This window comes from Marinitoga sp. 1155, from assembly GCF_001021175.1.
Classification (GTDB): domain Bacteria; phylum Thermotogota; class Thermotogae; order Petrotogales; family Petrotogaceae; genus Marinitoga.
This window is the reverse complement of sequence record NZ_AZAX01000004.1, coordinates 77068-89250: the sequence shown is the minus strand read 5'-3', so window position 1 is coordinate 89250 and position 12183 is coordinate 77068. Positions and strand designations below refer to the sequence as shown.

Genomic DNA, 12183 nt, shown 5'->3' with positions numbered 1-12183 from the left:
CCTCACTTGAAAATGGGGGATAGTCCCCCAGAAATTTAGATTATAGGTAACTTCGCAGGAACGGAGAAAGGTCTTTTAGCATTATAAAGCTCTTGAATATATGCATCTGTCCAAACTGTCGGGTCATAGTTGCCGATGTAGATATTTGAAAAGCGCGCTGATAATAACGAAAAAAAGTCAGAATTGACATCTCGCCATGTGCCAAAATACATAGTATCCGCAGTTCCAGAAGAAAAAGATGATGGCATGATTAATGTTCCTGAATAATCCAAATCCTCACCTTTGATTTTTAAAATCAAAGAAGTTCCATTTAGTATTATAGCAACCAAAATCCATTTACCAACTAATGTAGTTCCATCAATTCCTGTAGAAAGCGTATAATACGATCCGTCTGTGTGATGAGAACGTATTTTTATTACATTGCTTTCATACGGTCCAAGCCACAATCCATCTACTCCAACTGCTGAGCCCCAACCATCTTCTGGTTCGAAACTGAATAACATCTTTCCAGCAGAAGAAGTTAGCATTTTAGTCATAAATAAAAATATCATATTTTCAGATTTTTGTTGTAGTTTTATTCCAAATCTTCCTGTATTCCTTGAACCATCCACAAAACTTGTAGGGAATTTTTTTTCCTCGAGTTGTACATTTTTAATAATTAAAGTTTTATTAATATCAGTTGGTAACATAACAAAATCAACAAAATAAGAAGATTTTGATGTATCAACCGTATCACTACCGATAGTAATATACCAATAATCTCCAGCATCCCTAACGCTTGCTCTAACTCCCCCTTGCATAACATTTTGTAATGTTTCTGATGTTAATACAAATTCTCCCCAAAAATAATTTGTATTCCCACCTTCATTCGTTCCAAGATTAAAACGAATTTGTGATGCAGTTGATGTTTTTTTTAAATAAAAACTTAATTGAATGCCCGGTTTAGTAATCACATTTCCTAGCAAAAATCTCAAATAATGTGGAACTGTATTATCTGAATTAGCGGTAAAAGTAAATTCATAACCTTTTTGATTTTTTATTCCGTAATATTCGGAAGTTGGTGTTCCTGATAACAAATTCGTCGTCCCTTCTTCTACTGCAAAACTTTTCACACCTTTGAAAGGTATATCATCATCTCTAACTGTTACGCACAAACTGCCATCATCATTATATATTAATCCGTAGTCTGTTTTTACGAGTGCCATTATTCACCACCACCGATACTTATTTCTTTTGGTAATTCTGTGTTTGCTAAAGCAATATTATTCAATATTTCTGTCTTTTTCTCTTCATACATAGTCTTCAAAATTTGAGGTATTATATTTTTAAATAATAAATCAAATTCGCTTTCAAATATAAATTGTTCGTATTCATACATTATTTTTGTTACTTGTATTTCATTGCCGTCTTCATCAAATTCTGTTACTTCCTCTTGCACTTCTGTGATATTGTAATTGAATACATATTTTACTTTCACTTTTCCTTTTCTAACATCATCCATAACGTTTATAATCTGTATTTCACTTGGTCTTATTTCACTTTTTACCATATTTCCACTCCTTTCAAATATAAAATATCATAAACACATATAAACACTTGACAAAATATATAAAATGTTGTATAATAATATTGTAAATAAATCTTTGGAGGTGGTATTATAGATATTGAATTTAGTCTCCACGCCCTGCAAAGAGCCGAGGAAAGAGGAATATCTAAGAATGATGTACTTGAAACACTTAAGAATCCAGATATCATCCACCCCGGAAAAGGTAATAAAAGGATTTCAGTAAAAACTCTTAATTCTAAAATTGTCCGTGTTGTTTATGTTGAAGAAAATAACAAAAAAATTGTAATAACTGTGACGCTGGGTTAATCCCGGCTCACTTTATATAGAAAAATCGAATTCAAAGGAGGTATGATCATGAGAATGACTTATGAAAAATCAACCGATTCTGCATATATTTATTTTTCAAAAGAGAAAAATAATAAAATAGTTAAAACAATATCTTTAAATGATGATATGACATTCAATGCTGACATTGATGAAAATGGAAATGTTATAGGAATAGAAATTCTTGATTTCAAAGAAACTTATGGATATATTCCTAAAAATATTCAAGTTGAATCTTTAAACGATGCTGATTCTTTAAAAGTTTACACTCCCGCTGAAGTTGCTAAAATATTAAAAGTAAATTCTGATACTGTAAGAAGATACATTAGAACAGGAAAAATTAGAGCTTCCCGAGTTGGAAAAACATATAGAATTACTCAAAAAAACATAGAAGAATTTTTAAATAGTACATTGGTAAAATAAAATGGGGAGAAAATCTCCCCATTATTTTTATGCAAACTTAATCTGCCCTTCATTATATAATTCTTGTATTGTCTCTGCTAAAAATTCTTTGAATGTTTGTTTTCCGTCCAATATAAAACTATCTGGTGCATTAAAATTAATGTAATTATTTATAACTTCCGGACCGCTTCTTTGAACTGTTGAAGTATATTGACTTTGGTAAGAATTCTCTACATTTTGATCCACATTCATATCTACTTTTGCTATTTTTTCATTTGCTTCTTTCATTATTGCATCCATACTTTTTACTGCTCTTTTTCCAATATTTACTGTTCCAAAAGTTAAACCTCGAATTACATCTGAAACCACATTGTATAACCAATTAAAAGCATTAGCAACCATTCCAAAAACAACGTAAAATCCTCTTCCGATAGGAACGAGCACTGCGTTATATATCCATGTCAAAATTGCTCCAAATGCTTGAAGTCCTGCAAAAAGCGGATTAAGTAATGGCACAAGTAATGTTCCTAACATCTGCCCGAAAGCTTTAAGGATATTTACAAACGGTTGTAATGCTCCATTTATTAATGGACCTAATACCGCCATTAATGCTTCAATTATTGTATTAATAGGGTTAAGAATAGCAACAACATTTCCGAGACTCATAAGTGATTGAACTATAGGTCCGAACGTTTGCCCAAATAATCCTGTTATACCGCTGAAAATTCCTTTTAAACCATTCAATATTGGATCAAAAACAGGACCTAAACTTATTTGACTGCCGAGATTTCCTAATGCATTACCAGCTCCAGACATAGCACCGCCAATAGCTTGTCCTGCAGAATTTACCTGTTTTTTTGTCCAGTTTGCAATACTTTGTGCCCATGGAGTTTTTGCGATTCCATCAGCAACTAAACTACCTATATTCCTTATACTTCCTGTTAATATATCAAATCCGCCTTTGAATATTTGGCTCAAACTTCCTAGTTGGTCTTTTTGAAAATCATAATATGCTTTAGTTTGAGGATTATCATTTAATTTAAGAATAATTTTTCCTATTAATTCTCTAAATGGATTAAGATTTTCCTCTGTAGTAGCTCTGAAATTCCCTATACCTAAACTACTTGTTTTACTATTTTTTACTATATCTGTATTTTTCTTCAATTCAGAAATTTGCCTTTGAATTTCACCTTTTAAATCTTCTATTTGTTTATTCATATCTTTATTCATCTTAATCAAACTTACAATTGAATCTACCATCTTTTTATATTCTTCTGTATCTTGTGCGTGCTTTGCTGTCGTTTCTAAAATAACTTTTATTTGATCTGGCAATGTTTTATCGAATTTAGATAAATAACTTAAATTTTGCTCCACGTATCCTTCTGCGAATCCTGGCAATTTCAAAGTACCGTTGTTTATTGCGATTAATAAATCTCTATATTTTTTCGTGCTTCTTGCGTTAATAATAGCTTCTCCTTTACTTACTCTTGCCAAAATACTATCTGACGTTTCGGTTCCCGGGCCATGTATAAATCCATTTCTATCTAATATTGCTCCTGTGGCAAAACTTGGGATATAACCGTATTTATGAGTTATTATATCATTGAGTTGTAGGTATCCAAATTCTTTTAAAATTTCGACGAGCTCTGATATTCTTTTGTTTGCATTATATAACGCATTCCCCATTTCATTGATTTTTTCTGAAGTATATTCGATATATTTTAATTGATCTTCGCTTATGATCTTTTTAGTTTGCGGATTTTGTAATAAAGCTGTTGCTAACTCCTGTACTTCTGCAACTTTTGACGAAAGTGCTAATTTTGTTGATTCGTTCGGATTTTCTAAGAATGCTTTTTTATATTGGTCTATTTCCGCAGTTCCTTTTGCAAATTTTTCAAAATCTTTTAATACATTTTTATTTTTAAAATATTCAGGACTTAATATATGTATTTTGGGCAAAATACTCATTGTAAATGTAAATACCCCAGCACCTAATGCTGGGTTAACTGTTACTAGACCAGCCAATGTTCCAAAAGCTACTGCTAAAATAATATCTAATGTTTTTTCTTGCCAATTTTCAGAAGTATTATTTACTATATCGTTAATAGCTAAAGCCATTCCAATAGTAGCTAAAACATATCCTGATGCCAGATTTACTGCTTTTTGTCCCGCTGTTGATGGGTTTAATAGCGCATTTATTGCCGGAGCTAATTTTTCAGGTTTTAATAATGGACTTATTTTTTTAGCTAAGGTAGCTAAAATTCCAGGAGCTAATCCCCATGCAATTCCAATTGTCAATGGAACAGTTAAATCATCTTCACCCAAATTATCAAAATATCCACTTATTATATCTTTTAATCCGCCTAACATTCCTCCGTTCTTTTTTATCCATTCTGCAAAATCATCTGTTACTTCATCAATCTTATTTTTTACTTTATCTGGCACCAATGCCCATACAAAATCTGCTATAATAAATACTTTCCCTATATTTAAAATAAAACGCGCGGTTTTACCTGCTATTGATTTTTTTGCTGCATCCGAAGCTATCCAAGTTGCTATTTTAGCTTTCATACCTTTTGCCCATTCCAAAGCATTGGCCATCAAATAAAGTGTTTCTAACATTAACCTCAATGATTTTGTATCTTTATAAGTTATTTCATTTCCTAATTTATCTTTCACATTTTTTAAATCGATAATAAATCCTGAAATCAAATCATAAATAACTTTTCCAATATTCACTAATAAACTAAATATATCGTTCCATGTAAATTGATTGTCATTATCTGGATCTAATACATTTTTTACTTTATCCCATACCCATGAAACGCCTTGATTAATTGTATCCACAATAAACTTTGATACTTTTACTATTAATCCAAAAATAATTTCTTTAAAAGTTAAATTCCCATCTCCATCCGCATCTAATTCATTTTTCACCTTACTCCAATCAATTCCAAGTTTTTCTCCTATGGTTCCAAAAATTATTTTTCCTATATTTACGATAAGAGAGAACACCTCTCCAAAAGTTATACTTTTTCCACCTTTACTTTCTTCACTTGTTGCAGATTTCAACCATTCAGGAAAATAAGATTTTATTTTCTCCCATATTTCTTTAGCTGTTTCCCATACAGCTTTTGCAAAATTCAAAGTAACTTTTAAAACATCTACAACAAAATCATCTATTTTTGTTTTTGTATTTTTTGAAAGATTTTCCAGTTTAGATATACCTATATCAATTTTATTCCAATCAAGAGTTATAATTCCTTGCATTATATCTTTTAAACCTTCTAACCATGGTTGCATTTTCTCCCACACTTCTTTTGTTTTATCTCTTATCCCATCCCAATTTAATGTCCATGCAGCTGCTAACAACGCAACTCCAACTAATAACCAAGTTACAGGACTCATTATCAATGCTATTATTTTTGGAATCATAAGCAACCCTAATGAAATAGATAATATTTTTACAACAGTTGAAGTATAAGATGCAACAAAATCTTTATTTTTATTGATCCAATCGCCTATTCCTGAAATAATTTTATTTACATTATCAATTAATGATTTCATCCTTTGAGATATTGCTCCGCCAAATATTCTAACTACATTTATCGTACTTTCTTTAAGTTTATCCCAAGAGTTAGATAATGTATTTAATTGTTCATCAAGTTTGCTTTCAAAATCTATATTACCAACATCTTCCAATGTGCTTTTATAATCTTCAAAATTGTTTATTATCGCTAAAATCATCTCTTGTGCTGTATCAGATACACCAAGAGAATTTAATATTGAATTCATTTCTGCTGTTGACTTACCTTCAGTTAATTTATATAATTGTTCCATAACTTTATTCAATCCTAAGAATTTACCCTGAGCATCATACACTTTAATTCCTAATTTTTCAAAGGCTGATGATTTTGTTTGCAAATCTTGATATAGATTTTGCAATCTATTAGCGGTCTGATCAGCTTGCCCTCCAAATACCTGAGTTCCAAAACTTAATGTAAGTAAAGCTGTTTTAAAACTTTCCCCAAAACTTTTAGCAATAGGTAATACTTCACCTATATTTTGTGCTAAATCTTGCATTGTTAATCTACCTTTTTGAACACCCGCAAACATCAATTTTTGGACTTCATCAGCATTTTTTATTTCATCTCCATAGGAACGTAATACTGTTAAGGTTGCGCTAACTGCCGTTGGAATATCTGAGACCCCTACAGTTGCTCCTTTAATAGAACTCTCCAATATCTGCATAGCTTTTGCTCCATCATATCCAGCAGAAACTATATCATATAAAGCATCAGCAAGATCAGTTGCAGACTTTCCATATTTAGAAGATAATTTTAATAGCCCTTTTTCCATTTCTGAAAATGTCATTTTTGACATTGTTTTGACGTTATTAATTTTCTTTTCTAAATCCATAAAAGTTTTAGTAGCTCCACCTACTGCTGTTGTTATAGCTCCTAAGGCTATAGTAGCTGCTTTCCTTGCTTGTTCAGCGGTTTGTTTAACTCTTTCGAAACTGTTAGCTACAGCATTTATTTGAGGACTTGCTTTATCTATTGCACTTAATATTATTGCAAGATTTGCAGTATTCATAATTTCACCTACCTTTTTTGTTTGCTTCTGTAATCACCTCTTTAAGCCCTGATTGAGCCAAAGATATTATCTTCATTTTTTCCCATTCTTGTTCCTCAATCCCACCTAAACTTGGAAGATGTATTATGTTTCCTCTATGATCAAAAAAATATGGAATTTCAAAGAATATAGAATTTAAATAATTCCAGAATTCTTCTCCATGCCTTAATACCTTTTGCCCTTTAAACGTAATATAAAATATTTTTGCTATTTGTTTCTCATTTTTTAATACAACCTCATTGAATTTCTTTATTTCATTCTCTATATCTTTTAAAATAGTCTCAATATATCTATATTTAACTTTTTTTATTGTTTTCTCCGTTATTGTTTGTTTTATGTTCCAATTTAATATATAACTCTGTAATAATTTTGCATATTTCTGCGTTTCAAAAAATATTTTTTCTTTTATCCTCAATTCTTTTGGTTCTTTTGTTTCTATCCAATCATTTCCAAATTCATATATCATAAGAAAAAGCCTCCTTTCATCGGAGGCTTAATCCGTACATCTCTTGCAATTTTATCCATAATTTATTTATTATATTATTATCAAGCTTTTTTAAATTTTCAACTGTAACTGGAACTTGTTCGCTCCAACCTTTTATAACTTTTACCAAAACATTTAAAGGAACTTGTACAGAATTTTCCACATTCATTTTATAACTTCCATCTGCATTAATTACTAAATCTTTTGGTGTAACTGTTTTCTTAATTTCTTCACCTAATTCAAAACTCAATTCTTCTAACACTTCAATGTAATCCTGTGTTTCTTTTTCAATTATTCTGCCTTCTTCAAAATAAATTTTTGTAGTTTTTTCACTTGCAAATAATCCCATACTCTCTACCTCCAATCATTAATATGTTCCTGTTGTATTTTGATAATCTGAAATCTCAATTATATCTCCTGAAGTTGGAATTAATGCTGTAAAGTTTGCTTTAATCATTATTTTTTCTGCTCCGCTGATATCATGTGTCATTTCACTGAAATTTACTCTTGGTAAGAATATTTCCAATTTTTCTCCTGTCGTTTTTTCCAACTTAATCCCTAATTGAGCATCTTGAAAATTCTTGAATTTTGTATATTCTCCGGAAATAACACTTGCATCAAATATAATGTCAAGACTTCCAGTTATTTCAAGATTACCTGCTTCTAATGTTTTCCTTTTTCCTGTTCCGTCAAGTCTGTAGTCATCTGTATCTAAATTGTTTGCAATATTAAGTTCGATACTTGAATATAAATCTGTAGGTGTAACAAATTCGTCTGTATATAATATTAATTCTTTGAAGAAAAACGGTTGTGGATCTACATCGACTATAGTTCCTTGTGTTGCTGCTCCAATCACTTCTTCTTTACCAACCAAATCTAAATTGATTGAAGGTATTGAACCAACCGCACCACTAAACTTTAATGAATTTACTTTCATTCCAAAATATTTCATCTTCTGTCCTGAATGATCTACTTGTACTGTTGCACTTGGTATATCTGCCGTTAAATCAATAGGAGTTATTTTTGTGTATTCATCTCCACTTGAAGGTGTGGAATCAGGGTCCATTAACACTGATTTACCTAATGCAAGATAAAATGCCAATCCACTTGCTGTTGGGTATGCTTCTAATTCCAAAGAACCTTCTGCTCCTTCTTTCGTCGGAACTAATGATTTTGTTCCTCTTATTCCAAGTAATGCCTCAGATTTTGCAGTTTCTATTTTGTGATTTAAACTTTCGCTTTTAAAGGGTAACTTATATTTCACTGTTGCTTCGGTTGCGAAGCTACTTTCTATTCCAAGTAATACACTTGATTTTGCACCTGTATATGCCATTTATCTCACCTCGCTTGTTTTTATTCTGAACATAACAAAAAGATGTTCTTCATCAGAAGAAAATTCTGTATTCATCAACTGATAATTCTCTTTAAAATACTTTTCTAAAACTTCTATAATATCATATTTTTCTTGAAAAAATAATTCTGGATTTTCTCCTCTACTCATTGAAAATACACATACTATATCAACATTTACATTAATTTCATATCTAAATGAAGTCATTTGTTGGTGGTTTGATGAATCTAAAAAAATTGAAGCCGAAGATAAATAATCATCTGCTTTTAAAGCTCCTATCCCTACTTTTTGAAAAATATTTTTGTTATTATATGCCATGCTTTCTAAGCTTAATTTTATTGAATTTAATAAATCGTTATACATCTTCCATCATTCCTTTTTTAAAGATTATCAGAATCTTTTCTTTATTATCTTTCAATGTTCTCGCAAAGAAATACTTCCCTTTTGTTCCTGGATGTCTTACATGTTTAGCCACTGCCCAATATTTTTTATCTCCCATATATCCTTGTGGTTTTGGTTTTGGTCCTATATACCAACTCAAAGCTTTTTTCCTTTTTGGAAAAATATCATGAGCTTTAGTTCCATACTCTAAAAATATTGCATGTATTTGATCAGTATAAACCTTTCCATGCTCAGAAGAAATTTCTGTAAAAACTTTATTTTTTATTTTAGATGAATTTAATTCTTTATCATATAAAAGTTTTAAATAATTAGCCAATAAAGATGTTGCAATACCAAAGGCCTTCCTTCTTCCAGAAGGCCCTAAATTTTTCCCTAATTGTTTTAATTTTTTATTTAACTTCTTATCTCCTACAATTTCAATCTTCATAACCCATCTCTCCAATAATCAAATCCCATTCATATTCTCTTGTAATTCTCTCAATTTCACTTGCCAATGCAGATTTCGAATATCCTTCTTGATAATCTCCTTTTATTGTTGTTTTTGCAGAATCCCAATCTCTAAGTAATTGTCTCAAAGCATCTCTAACAGCAAGCATTAAATAAGATTTGTTTTCTGCAAGATATAGATCGTCTTTATTTAATCCATGATCACCAAGCCAAGCTTCTAATTCTGAATCTGCAAAAACTTTTCCATTTAAATCTCTTAGTTCAATTCTGATTCTCTCCAAGTTTGTCATTATTATCAGCTTCTTTCTTTGAAATCTTTACAACCTCTATAACTTTTCTTTTAATTAAATCGCTAACTGTATGTTTTTTAGCTAATTCCACAATTTCTCCTTTTTTAAAAACTTTTCCTTCTAAAGTTAACGGCACTAATACCTTATATTTCATATATCCAACCTCCAATCTTTAATTTTGGAATAAATAAAAAATCCGCCCGTTAGAGCGGATTGTATTAAATAACTGTAGCACTTACTGTATAATCAGCATATGGCATAGAAGGAATTTGGGCTGCTGCTGCTTTTGTCCATAATGAAACTGGTTCTGTTGTTTCCCATTGTACTACTGTAATTCCTTTTAATTGTTTCATTTTTTTACCTGCATCTTCTGCTAATGCTTCAGCTGTTGGTCCAACAAGAGTATCTCCTGCTAATCCATTACCTGGAAGTAATACAAATTTATTCTCATCAAAAAATCTTACTTGTGTTCCATCTAATTGTCTTGCCTGAAGATCATAATGTGTTATGGCTGGTAATCCTTTTGAAGTAAAGTAAGAATTCAATGTTCTTAAATCGAGTAATCTGTCTGAATTCACACCAAATATTGCTTTTCTTAAATTTACATTCCTTAACAAATAATTTACGACCTTCAAAGATGTTACTGCTTTTGTTGGCTGAGCTCCTCCTTTTTCGATAACCATTGATACCCATGTGTAAATATCATTTTCTGGATCTGAATTTGTTGTGTCGCTCCAAAGAGTTGCAACTGTTGGCATATTTTCTGTCGGCATTAAATAATCTACTGTATAAACTAATCCATCATTCGCAAAATCCAATTTTCCTTTACAAAGTGCTTGCATTCTTAAATATTCAATTTTATTTTCAACACTATCAAATACAGCTGTTACGTCATCAAAAATCTTTCTTATTACACTTTCTGGAATATCATACCCTCTTTTTTGGAAAGATTTTAATTTAATATATTCTTCTTCGTCTAAACTTCTTTTAATTTTTATAACTGGAATTTTCCCTGAAACTGTTGATATTCCATCTCTTCCCATAATAGCTGCTTCAGCACCAAATGGTTGAACTTTAGCCATTACTGGAAGATTATTTGCCCCTTTAACCCATTCAAAAGATAGTGAATCAATCTTTTTTCTTGGAAAAATGACATCACCTAAAAATTTTCTGTTTGGTCTATTCAACATGTAATTTAAAAATGTTTTTGATTCCAAAAGATTTGAAATAGTTTTCATTCTATATCACGCTCCTTATATAAAAATAATATGGGATAACTGTGTTTTTGCCGTAGCATCAATACCTGTAAGTTTTGATTCTTGTACGACACCATGAATTAAATAATTGACCATTGCATCTTCTTTAGTTACATCCACATCATGAGCTAAAATGCCTACTGCAGTTTGTCTTCCATCTGTTGCTGTTGAATCATACGGTCCAAATTTTCCACTTGCTGTTATTTTTCCTAAAATTGTTCCAGCTTTTAAGATTTTATCTCCATCGGAATCTGCCGTTACTGTTGATGAATCAATTACACATCCTAACATCACATAATGATCACTTACTAAAAATGCTACACTGCCAGCATAATCTTTTTGATTAAGCATTTAAATCACTCTCCTTTCTTATCTCCAAAAATCTTCTATTTTAGGTATTCCTGTCTTATCAACACTTAAAATATTTTCTATTTCACTTTCCAAATGTTCCAAATTATCACTTCCTGTTCCTTTCAAACTCCTACCTTTTTTTAAATCTTCTATTTTAGCCTGAGTCAATTTTTCAATTACAGTTTTGAGTGTCTTTATGTTCTTTTCTGTAGTTTTTACATCATCTTTCATTACTATTGGCATTAAACTTTCCGAATATTCCGCAAATCCTTCTTTTACTAAAAGCTTTTCTGTTTGATAAATCAAATCTTTCTTGGCCAACTCTGCTTTTAATTTTTCAATTTCACTCATTGGATCAGTTTCTTTATCTTCTTTGTTTTTATTTGGTTCAGGTTCAGTCTTCTTGTTTGATTTTAATTCTTCAATAATCTTAGATAATTCTGAAATCTGTGTTTTCAATGATTCAATTTCTGTATTTTTTTCTGTATCTTTTGCTGGTTCATTATTTGGAGCTTTTTCATCCGTGGAATTATCTTGAGATTCTGTTCCATTTTCACCTCCCTCACCATCTGCAAATAGTTGCAAGTTAAAATTAAATAATTTTTCTTTTCCTTTCACTATTTCACCTCCAAAAATATTTTTGTAATAAAAAAAGGAGCCTCTAAGGCTCCGAA

15 protein-coding genes are annotated in these 12183 nt (G+C 30.8%); 2 read left to right on the top strand and 13 right to left on the bottom strand.

What is annotated here, in order from left to right:
• Positions 1-35 precede the first annotated feature (35 nt).
• A complete protein-coding gene (locus X274_RS02345) occupies positions 36-1205 on the bottom strand; it encodes a phage head spike fiber domain-containing protein (RefSeq protein WP_047265191.1) in 1170 nt (389 codons plus the stop codon).
• Positions 1205-1549: a hypothetical protein gene (locus tag X274_RS02340; RefSeq protein ID WP_047265190.1), complete on the bottom strand. Its 345-nt coding sequence runs from the start codon at positions 1547-1549 to the stop codon at positions 1205-1207. Before X274_RS02340 ends, X274_RS02345 begins: the two co-directional genes overlap by 1 nt.
• A 90-nt stretch (positions 1550-1639) precedes the next feature.
• On the opposite strand from X274_RS02340, the gene X274_RS12355 reads away from it, so the two are divergent.
• Positions 1640-1873 (top strand): DUF4258 domain-containing protein, encoded by a 234-nt coding sequence (locus tag X274_RS12355; RefSeq protein ID WP_084822606.1) that lies wholly within the window; start codon positions 1640-1642, stop codon positions 1871-1873.
• 48 nt (positions 1874-1921) lie between these two features.
• Positions 1922-2314, top strand: a complete 393-nt coding sequence (locus X274_RS02335; protein ID WP_197073313.1) for a helix-turn-helix domain-containing protein — start codon at positions 1922-1924, stop codon at positions 2312-2314.
• A 27-nt stretch (positions 2315-2341) separates the two neighbouring features.
• On the opposite strand, the gene X274_RS02330 is transcribed toward X274_RS02335, so the two are convergent.
• The 11 genes from X274_RS02330 to X274_RS02280 all read right to left on the bottom strand — a co-directional run bounded on the left by X274_RS02330 (position 2342) and on the right by X274_RS02280 (position 12127).
• A complete protein-coding gene (locus X274_RS02330; RefSeq protein WP_047265189.1) occupies positions 2342-6889 on the bottom strand; it encodes a phage tail tape measure protein in 4548 nt (1515 codons plus the stop codon).
• A 4-nt stretch (positions 6890-6893) separates the two neighbouring features.
• Entirely contained in the window at positions 6894-7394 is a 501-nt protein-coding gene (locus X274_RS02325; protein WP_047265188.1) for a hypothetical protein, read from the bottom strand.
• A 16-nt stretch (positions 7395-7410) separates the two neighbouring features.
• Positions 7411-7761, bottom strand: coding sequence for a hypothetical protein (locus X274_RS02320; protein ID WP_047265187.1), 351 nt, complete (start codon positions 7759-7761; stop codon positions 7411-7413).
• A gap of 18 nt (positions 7762-7779) precedes the next feature.
• Positions 7780-8745 (bottom strand): phage tail tube protein, encoded by a 966-nt coding sequence (locus X274_RS02315; RefSeq protein ID WP_047265186.1) that lies wholly within the window; start codon positions 8743-8745, stop codon positions 7780-7782.
• Positions 8746-9126, bottom strand: coding sequence for a hypothetical protein (locus X274_RS02310; protein WP_047265185.1), 381 nt, complete (start codon positions 9124-9126; stop codon positions 8746-8748).
• The gene (locus tag X274_RS02305; protein WP_047265184.1) at positions 9119-9592 is read right to left on the bottom strand and encodes a hypothetical protein; all 474 of its coding nucleotides are present in this window, start codon (positions 9590-9592) and stop codon (positions 9119-9121) included. Before X274_RS02305 ends, X274_RS02310 begins: the two co-directional genes overlap by 8 nt.
• Positions 9582-9902: a hypothetical protein gene (locus X274_RS02300; protein ID WP_047265183.1), complete on the bottom strand. Its 321-nt coding sequence runs from the start codon at positions 9900-9902 to the stop codon at positions 9582-9584. Before X274_RS02300 ends, X274_RS02305 begins: the two co-directional genes overlap by 11 nt.
• Positions 9874-10056, bottom strand: a complete 183-nt coding sequence (locus tag X274_RS02295) for a hypothetical protein (RefSeq protein ID WP_047265182.1) — start codon at positions 10054-10056, stop codon at positions 9874-9876. The genes X274_RS02300 and X274_RS02295 overlap by 29 nt, the downstream gene beginning before the upstream one ends.
• A 64-nt stretch (positions 10057-10120) precedes the next feature.
• The gene (locus X274_RS02290; protein ID WP_047265181.1) at positions 10121-11140 is read right to left on the bottom strand and encodes a major capsid protein; all 1020 of its coding nucleotides are present in this window, start codon (positions 11138-11140) and stop codon (positions 10121-10123) included.
• Positions 11141-11155: 15 nt separating this feature from the next.
• Positions 11156-11509 (bottom strand): head decoration protein, encoded by a 354-nt coding sequence (locus X274_RS02285; protein WP_047265180.1) that lies wholly within the window; start codon positions 11507-11509, stop codon positions 11156-11158.
• Between the two features lie 18 nt (positions 11510-11527).
• Complete coding sequence (locus X274_RS02280) at positions 11528-12127, bottom strand: DUF4355 domain-containing protein (RefSeq protein WP_047265179.1); 600 nt, start codon at positions 12125-12127, stop codon at positions 11528-11530.
• Positions 12128-12183: the final 56 nt, after the last annotated feature.

Excerpts from the sequence above, each read along its gene's own strand:
- X274_RS02345 (WP_047265191.1), bottom strand. The coding sequence starts at position 1,205 with ATGGCACTCGTAAAAACAGACTACGGATTAATATATAATGATGATGGC.
- X274_RS02340 (WP_047265190.1), bottom strand. The coding sequence starts at position 1,549 with ATGGTAAAAAGTGAAATAAGACCAAGTGAAATACAGATTATAAACGTT.
- X274_RS02335 (WP_197073313.1), top strand. The coding sequence starts at position 1,922 with ATGAGAATGACTTATGAAAAATCAACCGATTCTGCATATATTTATTTT.
- X274_RS02330 (WP_047265189.1), bottom strand. The coding sequence starts at position 6,889 with ATGAATACTGCAAATCTTGCAATAATATTAAGTGCAATAGATAAAGCA.
- X274_RS02325 (WP_047265188.1), bottom strand. The coding sequence starts at position 7,394 with ATGATATATGAATTTGGAAATGATTGGATAGAAACAAAAGAACCAAAA.
- X274_RS02320 (WP_047265187.1), bottom strand. The coding sequence starts at position 7,761 with ATGGGATTATTTGCAAGTGAAAAAACTACAAAAATTTATTTTGAAGAA.
- X274_RS02315 (WP_047265186.1), bottom strand. The coding sequence starts at position 8,745 with ATGGCATATACAGGTGCAAAATCAAGTGTATTACTTGGAATAGAAAGT.
- X274_RS02310 (WP_047265185.1), bottom strand. The coding sequence starts at position 9,126 with ATGTATAACGATTTATTAAATTCAATAAAATTAAGCTTAGAAAGCATG.
- X274_RS02305 (WP_047265184.1), bottom strand. The coding sequence starts at position 9,592 with ATGAAGATTGAAATTGTAGGAGATAAGAAGTTAAATAAAAAATTAAAA.
- X274_RS02300 (WP_047265183.1), bottom strand. The coding sequence starts at position 9,902 with ATGACAAACTTGGAGAGAATCAGAATTGAACTAAGAGATTTAAATGGA.
- X274_RS02295 (WP_047265182.1), bottom strand. The coding sequence starts at position 10,056 with ATGAAATATAAGGTATTAGTGCCGTTAACTTTAGAAGGAAAAGTTTTT.
- X274_RS02290 (WP_047265181.1), bottom strand. The coding sequence starts at position 11,140 with ATGAAAACTATTTCAAATCTTTTGGAATCAAAAACATTTTTAAATTAC.
- X274_RS02285 (WP_047265180.1), bottom strand. The coding sequence starts at position 11,509 with ATGCTTAATCAAAAAGATTATGCTGGCAGTGTAGCATTTTTAGTAAGT.